Source organism: Burkholderia sp. D-99 (assembly GCF_011605345.1).
GTDB lineage: Bacteria > Pseudomonadota > Gammaproteobacteria > Burkholderiales > Burkholderiaceae > Burkholderia.
In genome coordinates this window covers 76,699-94,495 of record NZ_JAAOXM010000010.1, presented here as the reverse complement: position 1 = coordinate 94,495, position 17,797 = coordinate 76,699, and the positions used below count along the sequence as shown (strand labels likewise).

At 69.8% G+C, this 17,797-nt stretch carries 17 protein-coding genes; 11 read left to right on the top strand and 6 right to left on the bottom strand.

Annotated features, from left to right (window positions below; translation table 11 throughout):
- Positions 1 to 15: 15 nt before the first annotated feature.
- Both HAV18_RS28745 and HAV18_RS28740 read left to right on the top strand, forming a co-directional pair.
- Entirely contained in the window at positions 16 to 225 is a 210-nt protein-coding gene (locus HAV18_RS28745; protein WP_011351716.1) for an ornithine acetyltransferase, read from the top strand.
- Between the two features lie 178 nt (positions 226 to 403).
- A complete protein-coding gene (locus tag HAV18_RS28740) occupies positions 404 to 958 on the top strand; it encodes an alpha/beta hydrolase (protein WP_166962910.1) in 555 nt (184 codons plus the stop codon).
- A gap of 73 nt (positions 959 to 1,031) precedes the next feature.
- On the opposite strand, the gene HAV18_RS28735 is transcribed toward HAV18_RS28740, so the two are convergent.
- Positions 1,032 to 2,252, bottom strand: a complete 1,221-nt coding sequence (locus tag HAV18_RS28735) for a CaiB/BaiF CoA-transferase family protein (protein WP_166962908.1) — start codon at positions 2,250 to 2,252, stop codon at positions 1,032 to 1,034.
- Between the two features lie 250 nt (positions 2,253 to 2,502).
- Between HAV18_RS28735 and alaS the strand changes: the two genes are divergently transcribed.
- A complete protein-coding gene (gene alaS, locus HAV18_RS28730) occupies positions 2,503 to 5,127 on the top strand; it encodes an alanine--tRNA ligase (RefSeq protein WP_166962906.1) in 2,625 nt (874 codons plus the stop codon).
- A 126-nt stretch (positions 5,128 to 5,253) separates the two neighbouring features.
- Here alaS and HAV18_RS28725 read toward each other — a convergent pair whose 3' ends face one another.
- Positions 5,254 to 6,168, bottom strand: a complete 915-nt coding sequence (locus HAV18_RS28725) for a LysR family transcriptional regulator (RefSeq protein WP_166962904.1) — start codon at positions 6,166 to 6,168, stop codon at positions 5,254 to 5,256.
- A 123-nt stretch (positions 6,169 to 6,291) separates the two neighbouring features.
- Here HAV18_RS28725 and HAV18_RS28720 point away from each other — a divergent pair, with 123 nt between their 5' ends.
- The 8 genes from HAV18_RS28720 (at position 6,292) to HAV18_RS28685 (ending at position 13,423) form a co-directional block, all read left to right on the top strand.
- The gene (locus HAV18_RS28720) at positions 6,292 to 7,653 is read left to right on the top strand and encodes a YbfB/YjiJ family MFS transporter (RefSeq protein ID WP_166962902.1); all 1,362 of its coding nucleotides are present in this window, start codon (positions 6,292 to 6,294) and stop codon (positions 7,651 to 7,653) included.
- 121 nt (positions 7,654 to 7,774) lie between these two features.
- Positions 7,775 to 8,311, top strand: a complete 537-nt coding sequence (locus tag HAV18_RS28715) for an NUDIX domain-containing protein (protein WP_166962900.1) — start codon at positions 7,775 to 7,777, stop codon at positions 8,309 to 8,311.
- A gap of 139 nt (positions 8,312 to 8,450) precedes the next feature.
- Entirely contained in the window at positions 8,451 to 8,888 is a 438-nt protein-coding gene (locus HAV18_RS28710; protein ID WP_027787751.1) for a thioesterase family protein, read from the top strand.
- Between the two features lie 7 nt (positions 8,889 to 8,895).
- Positions 8,896 to 9,831, top strand: coding sequence for a branched-chain amino acid ABC transporter permease (locus HAV18_RS28705; protein ID WP_166962898.1), 936 nt, complete (start codon positions 8,896 to 8,898; stop codon positions 9,829 to 9,831).
- Entirely contained in the window at positions 9,824 to 11,056 is a 1,233-nt protein-coding gene (locus HAV18_RS28700) for a branched-chain amino acid ABC transporter permease (protein WP_166962896.1), read from the top strand. The genes HAV18_RS28705 and HAV18_RS28700 overlap by 8 nt, the downstream gene beginning before the upstream one ends.
- Positions 11,053 to 11,808: an ABC transporter ATP-binding protein gene (locus HAV18_RS28695; protein WP_166962894.1), complete on the top strand. Its 756-nt coding sequence runs from the start codon at positions 11,053 to 11,055 to the stop codon at positions 11,806 to 11,808. The genes HAV18_RS28700 and HAV18_RS28695 overlap by 4 nt, the downstream gene beginning before the upstream one ends.
- Positions 11,805 to 12,509, top strand: coding sequence for an ABC transporter ATP-binding protein (locus HAV18_RS28690; protein WP_166962892.1), 705 nt, complete (start codon positions 11,805 to 11,807; stop codon positions 12,507 to 12,509). The genes HAV18_RS28695 and HAV18_RS28690 overlap by 4 nt, the downstream gene beginning before the upstream one ends.
- A gap of 167 nt (positions 12,510 to 12,676) precedes the next feature.
- On the top strand, positions 12,677 to 13,423 hold the full coding sequence (locus HAV18_RS28685) for an SDR family NAD(P)-dependent oxidoreductase (RefSeq protein ID WP_166962890.1): 747 nt from the start codon (positions 12,677 to 12,679) through the stop codon (positions 13,421 to 13,423).
- Between the two features lie 43 nt (positions 13,424 to 13,466).
- On the opposite strand, the gene HAV18_RS28680 is transcribed toward HAV18_RS28685, so the two are convergent.
- From HAV18_RS28680 to iolD, 4 genes are all read right to left on the bottom strand, one after another.
- The gene (locus HAV18_RS28680; protein WP_166962888.1) at positions 13,467 to 13,961 is read right to left on the bottom strand and encodes a heme-degrading domain-containing protein; all 495 of its coding nucleotides are present in this window, start codon (positions 13,959 to 13,961) and stop codon (positions 13,467 to 13,469) included.
- 82 nt (positions 13,962 to 14,043) lie between these two features.
- Positions 14,044 to 14,862 carry a 5-deoxy-glucuronate isomerase gene (gene iolB / locus HAV18_RS28675; protein WP_166962886.1) on the bottom strand — a complete coding sequence of 273 codons (819 nt, stop codon included), beginning with the start codon at positions 14,860 to 14,862 and terminating at the stop codon, positions 14,044 to 14,046.
- Positions 14,863 to 14,914: 52 nt separating this feature from the next.
- The gene (iolE, locus tag HAV18_RS28670) at positions 14,915 to 15,844 is read right to left on the bottom strand and encodes a myo-inosose-2 dehydratase (protein ID WP_166962884.1); all 930 of its coding nucleotides are present in this window, start codon (positions 15,842 to 15,844) and stop codon (positions 14,915 to 14,917) included.
- A 61-nt stretch (positions 15,845 to 15,905) separates the two neighbouring features.
- Positions 15,906 to 17,789 (bottom strand): 3D-(3,5/4)-trihydroxycyclohexane-1,2-dione acylhydrolase (decyclizing), encoded by a 1,884-nt coding sequence (gene iolD / locus HAV18_RS28665; RefSeq protein ID WP_166962882.1) that lies wholly within the window; start codon positions 17,787 to 17,789, stop codon positions 15,906 to 15,908.
- Positions 17,790 to 17,797: the final 8 nt, after the last annotated feature.

Genomic DNA, 17,797 nt, shown 5'->3' with positions numbered 1-17,797 from the left:
AGGAAACCAACAATCATGATGAAGAAGACCACGTTTATCGTTCGTACCGCCGTGATCGTCGCGGCGCTGTCGCAACTCGGCGCGTGCGCCATGACGCATACGCAGCGCAATGCCGGCATCGGTGCGGCCGCGGGCGGCGCGCTCGGCTACCTGGTGACGGGCGGCCCGCTCGGCACGGTCGCGGGCGCCGCGGCGGGCGGTATCGTCGGCGCGAACGTGCGCTGATCGATGACATGACGCGAGCCGCGTGCAACGCGGCTTGCCGTCCGGTCGAGGCACCGTCCAGAACGCGTCCCGACCCCACGCACATCCTTCCGGTTTCAGACAGGCAGCATCAGGGAGGAACGGGTGTGCGACACTGCGCCGACGCACCATCACGATTTCATTCGTCGACGCACCTTCCATGAGCTCATTCCCCGTTCTCGTCCTGCCGGGCTACGCCAATTCGGGCCCGCTTCACTGGCAGAGCCGCTGGGAGCGTGCCGATGCACGTTTCTCGCGCGTCGCGATGCCCGACTGGGATCGTGCGTTCCGCAACGGCTGGTGTCTCGCACTCGATCGCGCGGTCGAAGCCGCGCGCGGGCCGGTGCTGATTGCCGGCCACAGTCTCGGTACGCTGACCACCGCGTGGTGGGCGACGCGCTATGCGCGCCCGGCCGCGCTCGCGAAGGTGCGCGGCGCGCTGCTCGTCGCGCTGCCCGATCCGGGCGGCCCCGCGTTTCCGGCCGATGCGCACGGCTTCGGGCCCGTGCCGTATGAACGGCTGCCGTTTCCGACCTGCGTCGTCGCCAGCAGCGACGATCCGTATGGGTCGCTCGCGTTCGCTCGCGGCTGCGCGAACGCATGGGGCAGCGCATTCCACGATATCGGCCCGCGTGGTCACGTCAATGCGGACAGCGGGCTCGGCGACTGGCCCGATGCGCGCGGCTGGCTCGACGCGCTCGCCCGCGGCGGCTGACGGCGCGAGGCGGTTGCGGCCGCCGCAGCCTGCCTGCGAGCACCCGCACCCGCACCCGCACCGATCGCCGTAATCAGATCGCCTGTTTCGCGCGCAGCGCGGCGATCTTCGCGTCGTCGTAGCCGAGCATGTCGCGCAGCACGTCGTCGGTCTGTGCGCCGAGCAGCGGCGGGGCGGTGCGCGCTTCGGGCGGCGTCGCGCTCATCCGGATCGGATTGCGCACGAGCTTCGCGTCCGCGCCGCTCGGGTGCGGCAGCGACACCTGCATCCCGCGCGCGACGACCTGCTCGTTGTCGAACACCTCGTCGAGATCGTTGATCGGCCCGCATGGCACGCCGGCCGCTTCGAGCACATCGATCCAGTCGGCCTTGCCGCGCGCCTTCACCATCTCCGCGAGGATCGGCACCAGCGTGTCGCGGTGGCGCACGCGCGAAGGATTCGTCGCGAAACGCTCGTCGTCGGCCAGCTCGGGCCGGCCGCCGGCCTCGACGAACTTGCGGAACTGTCCGTCGTTGCCGACCGCGACGATGATCCACCCGTCGCTCGTCTGGAACGTCTGGTACGGCACGATGTTCGGATGCGCGTTGCCCCAGCGCACCGGCGGCTTGCCGCTCGCGAGGAAGTTGGTGTTCATGTTCGCGAGCAGCGCGACCTGCACGTCGAGCAGCGCCATGTCGATGTACTGGCCTTCGCCCGTCCGGTCGCGGTGTGTGAGCGCGGCGAGCACCGCGATCGTCGAGTAGAGGCCGGTCGCGAGGTCGGCGATCGCGACGCCGGCCTTCTGCGGGCCGCCGCCCGGCTCGCCGTCGCGCTCGCCGGTGATGCTCATGAAGCCGCCGATCCCCTGGACGATGAAGTCGTAGCCCGCGCGGTGCGCGTACGGGCCCGTCTGGCCGAAGCCGGTGACCGAGCAGTAGACGAGGTCGGGCTTCACCGCGCGCAGCGAGTCGTAATCGAGCCCGTATTTCTTCAACTGGCCGACCTTGTAGTTCTCGAGCACGACGTCGCTTTGCGCGGCGAGTTCGCGCACGATCTGCTGGCCCTCGGGCGTGGCGATGTCGACCGTCACCGAGCGCTTGTTGCGGTTCGCCGCGAGGTAGTACGCGGCCTCGGCGGTATCCGCGCCGTCCGCGTCCTTCAGGTACGGCGGCCCCCAGTGGCGCGTGTCGTCGCCGGCGCCCGGGCGCTCGACCTTGATCACGTCCGCACCGAAATCGGCAAGCGTCTGCGCGCACCACGGGCCCGCGAGCACGCGGGTGAGATCCAGCACGCGGATATGGCTCAGGGCACCCATCGTTGAATCGTCTCCTTTCATGGCTGGCCTTGGCGGGCAAGGCGAATTGGCATGCCGAGCATATTAAGGCGAATCGGCCGCTGGAGTGGCCCAGCCGGCCCGGCCGGAGGGCCGAGCCGCTTTGCCGGCGCTTTACCCGGAAGCCGGCCCCGATCCCGTATAATCGATCGTTTCCGAATCCATGCCGCCGTGCGCCCCGCCAGGGGCGCCGGCGTTTGAAGCCGTCTTTGCCAGACTGTCCCCGCACGCCATGAAAGCTGCCGAAATCCGCGAGAAATTTCTCAAATTCTTCGAATCGAAGGGCCACACGATCGTCCGCTCGTCGAGCCTCGTGCCCGGTAACGACCCCACGCTGATGTTCACGAACTCGGGCATGGTCCAGTTCAAGGACGTGTTCCTCGGCACGGACCCGCGTCCGTATTCGCGCGCCACGACGGCGCAGCGCAGCGTGCGCGCGGGCGGCAAGCACAACGACCTCGAGAACGTCGGCTACACGGCGCGCCACCACACGTTCTTCGAGATGCTCGGCAACTTCTCGTTCGGCGACTACTTCAAGCACGACGCGATCAAGTTCGCGTGGGAGCTGCTGACCACGGTCTACCAGTTGCCGAAGGACAAGCTGTGGGTCACCGTCTATCAGGAAGACGACGAGGCGTACGACATCTGGGCGAAGGAAGTCGGCGTGCCGACCGAGCGCATCATCCGGATCGGCGACAACAAGGGCGCGCGCTACGCGTCGGACAACTTCTGGACGATGGGCGACACCGGCCCGTGCGGCCCGTGTACCGAAATCTTCTACGACCACGGCCCGGACGTGTGGGGCGGCCCGCCGGGATCGCCTGAAGAAGACGGCGACCGCTACATCGAGATCTGGAACCTCGTGTTCATGCAGTTCAACCGCGACGCGCAGGGCAACATGACGCGCCTGCCGAAGCAGTCGGTCGACACCGGCATGGGCCTCGAGCGTCTCGCCGCGGTGCTGCAGCACGTGCACAGCAACTACGAGATCGACCTGTTCCAGAACCTGATCAAGGCCGCCGCGCGCGTGACCGAAATCAGCGACCTCACCAACAACTCGCTGAAGGTGATCGCCGATCACATCCGCGCGTGCTCGTTCCTGATCGTCGACGGCGTGATCCCCGGCAACGAAGGCCGCGGCTACGTGCTGCGCCGGATCGTGCGCCGCGCGATCCGCCACGGCTACAAGCTCGGCCGCAAGGGCGCGTTCTTCCACAAGCTGGTGGCCGACCTCGTCGCCGAGATGGGTGTCGCGTATCCGGAGCTGAAGGAAGCCGAGCAACGCGTGACCGACGTGCTGCGCCAGGAAGAAGAGCGCTTCTTCGAGACGATCGAGCACGGCATGTCGATCCTCGAGGGCGCGCTGGCCGACGTCGAAGCGAAGGGCGGCAAGGTGCTCGACGGCGAGCTCGCGTTCAAGCTGCACGATACGTACGGCTTCCCGCTGGATCTGACGGCCGACGTCTGCCGCGAGCGCGGGATGACGGTCGACGAGCCGGCATTCGACGACGCGATGGCGCGCCAGCGCGAGCAGGCGCGCGCGGCCGGCAAGTTCAAGGCCACGCAGGGCCTCGAATACACGGGCGCGAAAACCACGTTCCACGGTTACGAGGAAATCGCGTTCGACGACGCGAAGATCGTCGCGTTGTACGTCGACGGTTCGTCGGTCAATGAAGTGAAGACGGGCCAGGACGCGGTCGTCGTGCTCGACCACACGCCGTTCTACGCGGAATCGGGCGGCCAGGTCGGCGACCAGGGCGTGCTCGCGAATGCCGCGACGCGCTTCGCGGTGGCCGATACGCTGAAGGTGCAGGCCGACGTGATTGGCCACCACGGCACGCTGGAACAAGGCACGCTGAAGGTCGGCGACGTGCTGCGCGCGGAGATCGACGCACACCGTCGTGCGCGCACGCAGCGCAACCACTCGGCCACCCACCTGATGCACAAGGCGCTGCGCGAAGTGCTCGGCGCGCACGTGCAGCAGAAGGGTTCGCTGGTCGACGCGGAAAAGACCCGTTTCGACTTCGCGCACAACGCGCCGATGACCGACGATGAAATCCGTCGCGTCGAGCAGATCGTCAACAACGAGATCCTGGCCAATGCGCCGGGCATCGTGCGCGTGATGCCGTACGACGAAGCGGTGAAGGGCGGCGCGATGGCGCTGTTCGGCGAGAAGTACGGCGACGAAGTGCGCGTGCTCGACCTCGGCTTCTCGCGCGAACTGTGCGGCGGCACGCACGTGAGCCGCAGCGGCGACATCGGCTTCTTCAAGATCGTCGTCGAAGGCGGCGTCGCGGCCGGCATCCGCCGCGTCGAGGCGATCACCGGCGACAACGCGGTGCGCTTCGTGCAGGATCTCGACGCCCGCGTGAACGAAGCGGCAGCCGCGCTGAAGGCACAGCCGTCGGAGCTCACGCAGCGTATCGCGCAGGTGCAGGACCAGGTGAAGTCGCTCGAGAAGGAGCTGGGCGCGCTGAAGTCGAAGCTCGCGTCGAGCCAGGGCGACGAGCTCGCGCAGCAGGCCATCGAAATCGGCGGCGTGTACGTGCTGGCCGCGACGCTCGACGGTGCCGACGCGAAGACGCTGCGCGAAACGGTCGACAAGCTGAAGGACAAGCTGAAGAGCGCGGCGATCGTGCTGGCGGCTGTCGAAGGCGGCAAGGTCAGCCTGATCGCGGGCGTCACGCCCGATGCGAGCAAGAAGGTCAAGGCCGGCGAGCTCGTGAACTTCGTCGCGCAGCAGGTCGGCGGCAAGGGCGGCGGCCGTCCGGACATGGCGCAGGCTGGCGGCACCGAGCCGGCGAATCTGCCGGGCGCGCTGGCTGGCGTGAAGGGCTGGGTCGAAGAGCGGCTCTGATCGTCACGACCGATGCGATGCCGTCTCGTTGCGGCATCGCGTGAAATGACAAAGACCCGATCGGCACATGCCGGTCGGGTCTTTTTGTTGATATGCGGGCACAACGTGTGCCGGTCGCCCGGCGATTCAGGCCGGCACGCTTACCGGCGGCTTCGCCGCACCGTCCGGCTGTCGCGCGGCTTCGGTGAGCGCGTCGCGCAACGCGGCCAACGCCGCCGACGCATAACCTTGTCGCCACGCGAGCAGTGTGTCGATGCCCTCCAGTTCGGGAATCACGTGTGCGGCGATGGTGCCGGTCTCGGGCTGCAGGTCGAGCACCGAACGCGGCGCGACCGCGATGCCGGCACCTGCCGCGACGCACGCGACGATTGCGTGATACGACCCGAGTTCGAGCACGCGCGCCGGCTTGACGCCGTGCGCCGCATACCACTGCTCGACGTACTTGCGATACGTGCAGCCGCGCTCGAATGCGATCAGCGTCGGCAGGATCACGTCGCGCGGCGTGCGCACCGGCGGATGGCCGCGCGGGGTGAGCAGCACCAGGTCCTCGCGGAAGATCGGCACGGTCTCGAACGTGTCGGGCAGCGTGTCCGGTGCGGGCGGGCGCGCGAACAGCGCGGCGTCGATCTCGAAGTCGCGCACGCGGTCGATCAGCCAGCCCGTCGTGCCCGTCAGCAGTTCGAGCGACACGTCGGGCCACGCGTGGTGATAGCGCGCGAGCACGGTCGGCAGGCGGCTCGCGGCCGTGCTCTCCATCGTGCCGAGCCGCAGCCGCCCGCGCGGCGTGTCCTCGCGCACCGCGTCGCGCGCTTCGTCGGCGAGCGCGAGCAGGCGCTCTGCATAGGGCAGCAGCGTGTGCCCGGCCGGCGTCAGCACGAGCCGGCGGCCGTCGCGCACGAACAGCGCCGCGCCGAGTTCTTCCTCGAGCTGCTTGATGCGCGTCGTGACGTTCGACTGCACGCGATTGAGCTTGGCCGCCGCGCGCGTCACGCCGTTCTCGCGCACCACGGCCCGGAAAATCGCCAGCGCCGCCAGATCCATGATTCTCTCCGAGCGATGAGTGGATTCTCAATTATTCATTTTTCGAGAACGTTTGGTCAAGCTACGATGGAAGCGTTCCGATTTCCGATCCGGCCGGCGCGTTGAACGCCGGCCCATGCCGCCATGTCCCGTTTCGATGCCTCGACCGCCGCCGCCGGCGCGCCTCCTGCCGCCGACGCCGACCGCCGCGCCCGCACGGCCGCGCTGGCCTGCATGGTCGGCCTCGCGGTCGTGCTCGGCGTCGGCCGCTTCGCGTTCACGCCGCTGTTGCCGCTGATGCTCGCGGACGGCTCGATCGGCCTGAAGGCCGGCGGCTGGCTCGCCTCGGCGAACTACGCGGGTTACTTCGTCGGCGCGGTCAGTTGCGCGGCGCTGCGTGTGGCGCCCGCGCGCATGGTGCGCTTCGGGCTCGTGGCCACCGTGTTGCTCACTGCCGCGATGGGTGTCGGCCACCTGCTGCCGGTGTGGCTCGCGGTGCGCTTCGTCGCGGGCGTCGTCAGCGCATGGACCTTCGTATTCGTGTCGCAATGGGGGCTGCGGCGGCTGGCCGAACTGTCCGCGCCGGAGTGGAGCGGGGTGATCTATGCGGGCCCCGGCGTCGGCATCGTGGTGACGGGACTGATCGGCAGTGCGCTGGCCGGCCAGCGCGCGGCGTCGGGCTGGCTCGGTTTCGCGGCGCTGTCGGCCGTGCTGTCGATCGCGATCTGGCGCACGTTTGCGACCGCCCCGGCGCAGGCCGTACCGCCGGGCGGTGCCGCGCCGCATGCTGCCGCCGCAGCTTCCGCAGCTTCCGCAGCTTCCGCAGCTTCCGCAGCTTCCGCAGCTTCCGCAGCTTCCGCAGCTTCCGCAGCTTCCGCAGCTTCCGCAGCTTCCGCAGCTTCCACTGCTTCCGCACCCTCCGTGGCGCAGGCCGACTCGCGCCGTCATCGCGCGGACGCCGCATGGCTCGTCGTGCTGTACGGCATGCCGGGCTTCGGCTACATCATCACCGCGACGTTCCTGCCCGTGATCGCGCGCGCCGCGCTGCCGGCCGGTTCGCCGTGGCCCGACCTGTTCTGGCCGATGTTCGGCGCGGCGCTGATCGTCGGCGCGATTACCGCCGCGCGACTGCCCGGGCACTGGGACAACCGGCTGCTGCTGGCCGCCGGTTGCGCGACCCAGGCGCTCGGCATTGCCGCCGGGATCGTGTGGCCGAACGCGGCCGGCTTCTCGGTCGGCAGCGCGCTGCTCGGCCTGCCGTTTACCGCGATCACGCTGTTCGCGATGCGCGAGGCACGGCGTTTGCACGGTGAGCGGGCAGCCGGGCTGATGGGCTATGCGACCGCGTCGTACGGGGTCGGGCAGATTCTCGGCCCGCTCGTCGCCGCACCGCTGGCCGCGCGCTTCGGCTCGTTTTCCCCCGCGCTGTGGGTCGCGGTGGCCGCGCTGCTGCTGGGCGCCGCCGGCTTCGCGGCGACCGCCGCACGCGGGCGCCTGCAACCCTGATTTCGGCGGGGCCGGATCGTCTGCGGCACGGGCAAACTCGCTAGAATGAAGCCTTTCCCGCGCCGAGCGGGTGCGCGGGCAGCCGGCTGGCGGCCGTCCGGCGTCCGCCAGATCCCCATCGATGACCACCGCCGACTACCGCTTTTGCCCGCGCTGCGCGAGCCCGCTTACCGAGCGCGCCGATCCCGACCATGAAGGCGGCCGCATTCGCCAGGCGTGCCCCGACGACAGCTGCGGTTATGTCCACTGGAACAACCCGCTGCCCGTCGTCGCCGCGATCGTCGAGCTCGACGGCAAGATCCTGCTCGCGCGCAACGCGGCCTGGCCGGAAGGCATGTTCGCGCTGATCACCGGCTTCCTCGAGAACGGCGAGACGCCCGAGGACGGCATCGCGCGCGAGGTGTTCGAGGAAACGGCCCTGAAGGCCGAGCACGTGTCGCTCGTCGGCGTCTACGAGTTCATCCGCAAGAACGAGCTGATCATCGCGTACCACGTGCGTGCGTCGGGCACGGTCGCGCTGTCGCCGGAACTGCTCGAATACAAGCTCGTCGATCCGCCGCTGCTGCGCCCGTGGCGCGCCGGTACGGGCATCGCGCTCGGCGACTGGATGCGTGCGCGCGGCCTCGATTTCGAATTCGTCGACCGGCCGGGGCAGTGACGGGCCGGCCGGCAGGGTTGCAGCCGCCCGCCGTGCCGCGCGCGATCGCGGCACGGCGCCCGGCTTCTTGCCGGCGCGCCGTGTCATGCGGCCGCCGCGCTTCTTCCTCAGCGCTTTCATCGTCCTGACCGCCATCGCCATGTCCGACAAGCCGCAACCGCGTCCGCGCGACGCCTATCGCCACTTCCTGCCGATCACGACCCGCTGGATGGACAACGACGTCTACGGGCACGTGAACAACGTCGTCTACTACAGCTACTTCGACACGGTCGTGAACGAATACCTGATCCGCGCCGGCGTGCTCGACGTCGAGCACGGGCAGACGATCGGCCTCGTGGTCGAGACGCAGTGCAACTACTTCGCGCCGCTGGTGTTTCCGCAATCGGTCGACGCGGGCTTGCGCGTCGTGAAGCTCGGCACGTCGAGCGTGCGCTACGAGGTCGGGCTGTTCGCGCAGGGCGACGCGTCGCCCGCCGCACAGGGGCATTTCGTGCACGTGTACGTCGATCGCGGCACGCGCCGGCCGGTGCCGCTGCCCGACGCGCTGCGCGCCGCGCTCGAGCCGCTCGCGGCCTGATTTCGCCGTGCACGCATTCGCGCTCCAGGCTTTCAACGGCCTCAGCTACGGCCTGCTGCTGTTCATGCTGTCGGCCGGCCTCACGCTGATCTTCAGCGTGCAGGGCGTGCTCAACTTCGCGCATGCGAGCTTCTACATGCTGGGCGCGTATGTCGGCTACAGCATCGCGGCCAGTGCGGGCTTCTGGCCCGCGCTGGTCCTCGCGCCGCTCGCGGTCGGGCTGCTCGGCGCCGGCTGCGAGCGCACGCTGCTGCGCCGCGTTCAGGCACGCGGCCATACGAGCGAACTGCTGCTGACCTTCGGCCTCGCGTACCTGATCGGCGAAGGCGCGAAACTCGTGTGGGGCCTGGCGCCGCTGCCGGCTCCGGTGCCGGCGCTGTTCGACGGCGCACCCGTGACCGTATTCGGCCTCGCGCTGCCGCGCTACCGGCTGTTCATGATGGGGATGTCCGCGGCGATGCTGGTCGCGCTCGGTGCGTTGTTGCGCGCGTCGCGCATCGGGCTCGTGGTGCGCGCGGCACTCACGCATCGTGCGGCCGTCGAGGCGCTCGGCTACGACGTGCCGCGCGTGATGACGGCGCTGTTCGGCGCGGGTACCGCGCTGGCGGCGCTGGCCGGCGTGATCGGCGCGCCGCTCGCGGTGATCGAACCCGCGCTCGCCGAAACCGTCGGGTCGGTCGTGTTCGCGGTCGTCGTGATCGGCGGGCTCGGTTCGCTCGGCGGCGCGTTCGCGGCGTCGCTCGCGGTCGGTTTCGCGCAGACCTTCGCGGCCGCGAGCGATACGTCGCTGCGCGACCTCGCGTTATGGGCCGGCATCGCGTTGCCCGACAGTGTCGCCGCGGTGTCGATCGCGCAGCTTGCGCCGCTGGTGCCGTACCTGCTGCTCGTCGCGGTGCTGGTCGCGCGGCCGCGCGGGCTGTTCGGCGAGCGCGCCGATGCGTAGCCGCACGCTCGCCGCCGGTCTGGCGCGCTGGTCGCTGTTCGCCGCGTGCGTCGTGCTGCCCGCGTGGCTGTGGCCGCATGGTGCCGTGCTGGGTTATCTCGCGCAGACAGCCGCGCTCGTCGTGCTCGCGCTGTCGTACAACCTGCAGCTCGGCACGACCGGGCTGCTGTCGTTCGGGCACGCGGCGTTCGCGGGCCTCGGCGCGTTCGCGGCCGCGCACTGGTTCAACCATATGGGCGGCCCGTTGCCGCTGTTGCCGCTCGTCGGCGGCATGGCCGGCGCCGGTTTCGGCTTCGCCGCCGGGCTGCTCGCGACGCGCCGTTCGGGCACCGCGTTCGCGATGATCACGCTCGGGCTTGGCGAATGCGTCGCGGCTGCCGCGTGGAGCGTGCCCGCCTGGTTCGGCGGGATCGGCGGCGTGCCGATCGACCGCGCGAGCGGCACGCCGTGGGGCGGCTGGCAGTTCGGCGCACCGGCGCAGGCTTATGCGGTGATCGCCGCGTGGTGCATCGCGTCGGCGTGGGCCATGCATGCGCTGACGCGCACGCCGTTCGCGCGGCTCGCGAATGCGGTGCGCGACAACCCCGCGCGCGTCGCCGCGCTCGGCACCGATCCGCGCCGCGTGCGGCTCGCGATGGTCACCTGCGCGTCGTTCTTCGCGGGTGTCGCCGGCACGCTGACGCTGATCGACGTCGAAATCGCGACGCCCGACAGCGTGTCGATGGCGCGTTCGGCGACCGTGCTGATCGCCGCAGTGATCGGCGGCACCGGTGCGTTCTTCGGGCCGGCGGCGGGAGCGGCCGTGCTGACCGCGCTGAGCATCGTCGTCGCGGGCGTGTCGCGGGCGTGGGCGCTGTATCTCGGCGTGCTGTTCGTCGCGATCGTCGTGGCCGCGCCGCGCGGAATCGCCGGGATCGTGCAGGCGCTCGCGCATGCATCGCGGCGCGGCGCGCCGGCGGCCGAGCGCTGGCGCATGCTGTGCGCGGTCGGCGCGTGCGTGTTCTGGGGCGTCGCGATCGTCTGCGCGGCCGAGCTCGGTTATGCGTGGCGCTTCGCGCAGGACGACGGCACGGGCCTCGCGTTCGGTGCCTGGGGCATCGACGCCGATACGCCGGCCGGCTGGGCCGTCGCGTGCTCGGCGGCCGGCATCGGCATGCTGCTGTGGGGCTGGCGCGCGCGGTTCGTGGCGGGCGGGCAGGCCGGCAAGCGGGAGGACGGGCGATGAACGGCAACGCGATCGCGCTTCATGGCGTCGTGCAGCGCTTCGGCGCGCAGACGGTGCTCGACGGCGTCGATCTGAGCATCGCGGCCGGCGAGCGTCATGCGCTGATCGGGCCGAACGGCGCGGGCAAGTCGACGCTGTTCGGCGTGATCGCCGGTGCGACGCGGCCCACGCGCGGGCGCGTCGTGCTGCACGGCGTCGACCTGCGCGGGCGCGGGCCGGTCGTCGCGAGCCGCCTCGGCATCGGCCGCAGTTTCCAGCAGACGAGCGCGTTCGCGCGGCTGACCGTGTTCGACAACCTGCGTTGTGCGGCGCTGCATGCGCCCGCCGAACGGCGGCGCTGGTGGAACCGGCTGCGCGAATCGGCGTCGGTCGATCTTGCGGCCGGGCGCGTGCTGCACGACATCGGCCTCGACGCGCACCGCGACACGCCGGCCGCCGAGCTGAGCTATGCGGAACAGCGCGCGCTCGATCTCGGCATCGCCCTCGCGAGCGGTGCACGCACGCTGCTGCTCGACGAGCCGACGGCCGGCATGAGCCGTGCGCAGGCGGCGCGGATGATCGCGCTGATTCGTGCGACGACGCAGGGGCGAACGGTACTGCTGATCGAGCACGACATGGATACGGTGTTCGGCTTCGCCGAACGCATCACGGTGCTCGTGCGCGGCACGGTGGTCGCGACCGGTGCACCCGATGCGATTCGCACCGATCCGGCGGTGCGCGCCGCGTATCTCGGGGAGGGCAGCGCACCATGAACGCATTGCTCGACATTCGCGACCTGCGCGCGGGGTACGGCCCGCAACCCGTGCTCGACGGCGTCGATCTTGCGCTTGCGCCGGGCGAGACGCTCGCGCTGCTCGGTCGCAACGGCTCGGGGCGCTCGACGCTCGCGAAGGCCGTGATGGGGCTCGTGCGCACGGCCGGCTCGGTGCGCATCGCCGGCGCCGAATGCGTGGGCGCGCGCACGTTCGAGATCGCGCGGCGCGGTGTCGCTTACGTTGCCGAAAGCCGCGACGTGTTCCCGCTGCTGACGGTACGCGACAACCTGCGGCTCGGGCTGCGCGGTGCCGGCGGTGCGGCCGAACGCACGGCGCTCGAACGGCTGTTCGACCGCTTTCCGCTGCTGGCCGCGCGCGCGGACGTGAAGGCGGCGCGGCTGTCGGGCGGCGAGCAGCAGGTGCTCGCGCTGGTGCGTGCGCTGGCGGGCCGCCCGCGCGTGCTGATCGTCGACGAACCGGCTGAAGGGCTCGCGCCGCTCGCGGTCGACGAGGTCGGCGCGTGCCTCGCCGCGCTGCAGGCCGACGGCGTCGCGATCCTGCTGATCGAGCAGCGGCTGCAGTTCGCGCCGCGGCTCGCGCGGCGGGTCGCGGTGATGGGGCGCGGACGGATCGTCTACGACGGCGCGCTCGACGGCCTGGGCGGCGAGGTCGCGAACGCATGGCTCAGCGCCGGCTGACGGCGCGCGGGCGATTGTTCGGAAAACGCCGCCAGTCAATTCGTGGCGAGCCGCTTTATCGCTGCCGCATCGCTCAGTAAATTGCCAGTCATGCCGGTCGCCGTATCAACGCACCGCGTGGCAACCGGCGCCATCCATCGAGAGTCTTCTGACTGAGGAATGAAATCATGAGCAAGCTGGCAGGCAAGGTCGCGATCGTCACGGGCGGATCGAAGGGCATCGGCGCGGCGATCGCGAAGGCACTGGCCGCGGAAGGTGCGTCGGTCGTCGTCAATTACGCGAGCAGCAAGGCGGGTGCCGATGTAGTCGTCGGCGCGATCGTCGAAGCCGGCGGCCGCGCGGTCGCGGTCGGCGGCGATGTGTCGAAGGCAGCCGACGCGCAGCGCATCGTCGATACGGCGATCGACACGTACGGCCGTCTCGACGTGCTCGTCAACAATTCCGGCGTGTACGAATTCGGGGCGATCGAGGCAATCACCGAGGAGCACTACCGCCGGCACTTCGACACGAACGTGTTCGGCGTGCTGCTGATGACGCAGGCAGCCGTCAAGCATCTCGGCGAAGGCGCAAGCATCGTCAACATCAGCTCGGTGGTGACCAGCATCACGCCGCCGGCCAGCGCCGTCTACAGCGGCACCAAGGGCGCGGTCGACGCGATCACCGGTGTGCTCGCGCTCGAACTCGGCCCGCGCAAGATTCGCGTGAACGCGATCAACCCGGGGATGATCGTGACCGAGGGCACGCACAGCGCGGGCATCATCGGTTCGGATATCGACAAGCAGATGCGTAGCGAGACGCCGCTCGGCCGCCTCGGCGAGCCGGACGACATCGCGTCGGTTGCCGTGTTCCTCGCGTCGGACGACGCACGCTGGATCACCGGCGAGCATCTCGTCGTGAGCGGCGGGTTGAAGTGATCGTGCGGGGCGGTGCGCCGGCGCGTTCGCGCCGCCCGTGCCGTTACGCGTGCATCGCGAGCGCGTAACGGCCGACGTGCCACTGCAGGCTCTCGACCACGAGCGCGTGATTGTGTTCGGAGTCGAGCCCCGCGATCGTCATCGCGCCGACGATGCCGGCCCCGGCGATTCGCAACGGTACGCCGCCGCCGTCGAGCGCATAGTCGTCATCCGACAGCCCCTGCGACTGCAGCGACCAGCCGGCGCGACGAAAGCGTTTGCCGACCGCGAGCGAACTGAGGCCGAAGCGCAACACCGTGTTCTGTCGCCGGCGGATCGCGTCGCTGTCGTTGGCGTGGCTGCCGTCGAGCGCGCAGTAGAACAGCGGCGCCTGTTCGCCGACGATGCTTACCGCGATCGGCAGCCCGCGGCGCGACGCGAGGTTGACCGCGATCTCACCCATCCGGCGCGCGAGCGCCGCATCGAAGCGCGGCAGCGCCGGGTTCGACGCGTCGTCGTCGAAGGGATGGGGATCGAGGCGAAAGAGGGTCGTCACCATGGCGGCTCCGTGGCGTTCCCGGCTCTGGGTGCGCGTGCCGGGCGTCGCATCGTCACGGGCCGCGCGCGGGCCCGTCTTCCGTTCAGCGCTTCGGCGCCGCTTCGAGCATCCATTCGTGCGCGGGATCGTTCTTGAACGCCCACGCGCGGCTCGGCCCGGCCATCACGTTCAGGTAGTACAGGTTGTAGCCGTGCGGCGCGACCACCGGGTGGTAGCCGCGCGGCACCATCACGACGTCATGGTTCTCGACCGCGCACGCCTCGTCGAGGCTGCGGTCGTCCGTGTACACGCGCTGGAACGCGAAACCTTGCGGCGGATCGATCCGGTGGTAATAGGTTTCCTCGAGCGAGGTTTCGTCGGGCGCCGCGTCGCGGTCGTGCTTGTGCGGCGGATAGCTGCTCGAATGGCTGGCCGGCGTGACGACCTCGACCACGAGGAGGCGGTCGGCCGCCGGGTTGTCGCCCATCAGGATGTCGCACACGTAGCGCGTGTTGGTGCCTTGCCCGCGTACCGAGCGGCGCATCCGTTCGCCGTCGAGGCGTTGCACGGGCTTGTCGCCGCTCGCGTACGGCGCGGTGCACAGCGCGATTTCCGCATCGCGCGTCGCGATCAGCGTGAGCGTCTTGCCGCCCGGCACGTACAGCGCGTCCGGCGAGACATCCTCGAATACGCTGTCGCGCGTGCCGAGCGCATTGTAGGTTGTACCGTCGATGTCCGCGCGCACCGTGCCCGTGAGCACGACGACGCACAGCTCGCGGGTGCCGGTGTCGAGCGTTTCGGTGTCGCCGGCCTTCAGGCGCAGCGCGCGAAAACCGACATGCTTCCAGCCGGCCGACTCGGGCGTGACGTTGCAGATTTCGCGGTCGGCGGATGCCTTGACCAGCAGGGGAGAAATCGTCATGGGGTGGGGCTCCGCAATAGAGTAGGGCTCAAGCATCCGAGCACTTGCGTGCTCACGCGCTCAACCGGTCGACGATCGCGCGCAGCGATTCGTAGCCCTTCTTCGCATACGCATAGCTCGGCGCGACGGCGGGATCCTGCTCGGCCTCGACGACGAGCCAGCCTTCGTACCCGGCGTCCTTCAGCGTGCGCAGCGTCGCGTCGTAATCGAGTGCACCGTCGCCGGGCACCGTGAAGGTGCCGTTGATCACGCCGTTCAGGAAGCTCCAGCCGTCGTTGCGCGCGTGCGTGACGACCTGCGGCCGCACGTCCTTGCAATGCACGTGGACCACGCGCGAGACATGCTTCTTCAGCAGCGTCACCGGATCGGCCGCGCCGCCGAAATACGCGTGGCCGGTATCGAACAGCAGGAACACCTTCGCCGGATCGGTCAGCGCCATCAGCCGGTCGACGTCGTCGGGCGACTCGACGTACGCGCCCATGTGGTGATGGTAGGCGAGCTTGATGCCGTACGTGCCGAGCAGGTGCGCGCCGAATGCGTCGAGGCGTGCCGCGTAGCGCCGCCATGCGGCGTCGTCGACGAAGCGCGGCCGCTTCGCGACCGGCGTGTCGATGTTGCCCTGGATCGTGCCCGCGCATTCGCCGTACACGACCACGTTCACGTCGTTGTACTGCAGCTTCGTCATGTGTGCGCGGCAGCGCTCGATCTCGGCTGCGACCGCATCGGCGTCGCTCATGCCCGGCGCGACTTCCGCGAGGAAGCCCGAATACCAGCCCGACACGCACACGAGCCCGAACTCGGCGAGCTTCGCCTTCAGCTCGGGGCCTGTCTTCGGAAACTTGTTGCCGAGCTCGAAGCCCGCGTAGCCGATTTCGGCGCCTTCCTTCAGCGCCGTTTCGAGCGGCGTTTCGCCGCCGAGCGACGGCAGGTCGTCGTTCATCCACGACAGGGGATTGATACCGATGCGGACGTTCCAGCTCATGACGGGCTTCCTTGGTTCGAATGTGTTTTTCGCGGGGAGGGTTCGTGGGCAGCGCGCGCCATCAGCGCCGCTGCCGCAGCTTCGCGTCGAGATACGCGCGGTGCGCGCCTTCGACGCCCGCGCGCTCGGACACTTGCGGCACGGCGACTTCCCACCATGCGCCGCCGTCGTCGGTCGTGCGCTTGTGCGTGGTGTCGATCACGAGTACCTGGCTCGTCTTCGCCGCGCGGGCGCGCGTCATTTCGCGGCGCAGTTCGCCGACGTCGCGCACGTGCACGGCGTCGGCGCCCATTGCGCGTGCATGCATCGCGAAGTCGATCGTCGAGCGCGCGCCGCCTTCCGGCACGCAGTCGTCGAGCATGTTGTTGAAGCTTGCACCGCCGCAGTTCAGTTGCAGCCGCTCGATGCAGCCGTAGCCGCGGTTGTCGAGGATCACGACGATGATCTTGCGGCCGAGCATCACGGACGTCGCGAGCTCCGCGTTGAGCATCATGTACGAACCGTCGCCGACGATCACGATCACTTCGCGCCCGGGCCGCGCGAGCTTCGCGCCGAGGCCGCCCGCGACCTCGTAGCCCATGCACGAGTACGCATAGTCCATGTGGTAGTTGCCCGGCACGCCGCTGCGCCACAGCTTGTGCAACTCGGCCGGCAGCGTGCCGGCCGCGCACACGACGAGATCGTCGCGCGCGCTGTCGCGGCCCGCGTCGGCCGCGGAGTCGCGCACCGCGCCGATCACTTCCGCGTCGTACGGCAGCGTGTCGTTCGGCACGTGCGTCGTGAGTTCGGTCACGCGCGCGTTCCATGCGGCGGCCTGGTCGCGGTTGCTTGCCGTCCATGCCGTATCCGCGTGCCATCCGGCCAGTGCGGCCGACAGCTGGCCGAGGCCCGTGCGCGCGTCGGCCACGAGTTGCCGGCCGCGCTTCTTGCCCGCGTCGAACGGCTGCACGTTCAGGCTCAGCAGCGTCGCGTTGCCGTAGAGCGCATGCGAGCCGGTCGTGAAATCCTGCAGCCGCGTGCCGACCGCGAACACCACGTCGGCCTGCGCGGCCGCGCGGTTCGCGGCAGGCGAGCCCGTCACGCCGATCGACCCGAGGTTCAGCGGGTGGTCCCACGCGAGGCTGCCCTTGCCGGCCTGCGATTCCGCGACCGGCACGCCGTGCGTATCGGCAAACGCGCGCAGCGCGTCCCACGCCTGGCTGTACAACACGCCACCGCCCGCGACGATCAGCGGCTTCTTCGCGGCCTTCAGCACGTCGAGCGCATCGGCGAGCTCGAGCGCATCGGCCGGCGGCCGGCGCATCCGGATCACCGGCGGCGCGAAGAAATCCTCGGGCCAGTCGTACGCGAAGGTCTGCACGTCCTGCGGCAGCGCGAGACATACGGGGCCGCACTGCGCGGGGTCGGTCATCACCTGGATCGCACGCGGCAGCGCGACGAGCAGCTGCTCGGGCGACGTGATCCGGTCGAAGTAGCGGGTCACCGGCCGGAAGCAGTCGTTCGCGCTGACGTCGCCCTGTTCGAAATCCTCGACCTGCTGCAGCACGGGGTCGGGCAGCCGCGACACGAACACGTCGCCGGGCAGCAGCAGCAGCGGCAGCCGGCCGACGTGCGCCAGCGCGGCGGAGGTCAGCATGTTGGTCGCGCCGGGGCCGATGCTCGACGTCGCGGCCATCATCCGCTGACGGAAATTCGCTTTCGCGAACGCGACGGCCGCATTCGCCATCCCTTGCTCGTTGTGCGCGCGGAACGTCGGCAGCCGGTCTTTTTCAGCGTGCAGCGCCTCGCCGAGCCCGGCCACGTTGCCGTGGCCGAAGATCGCGAACACGCCGCCGCAGTAGGGCAGGATCTCGATGCGGCCGTCGGGCTGGACGACTTCGGCACGCAGGGCGGCCAGGTAGCGCACGAGCGCCTGGCTGACGGTCAGTCTTACGGTAGAGGTCATGTCGGTCG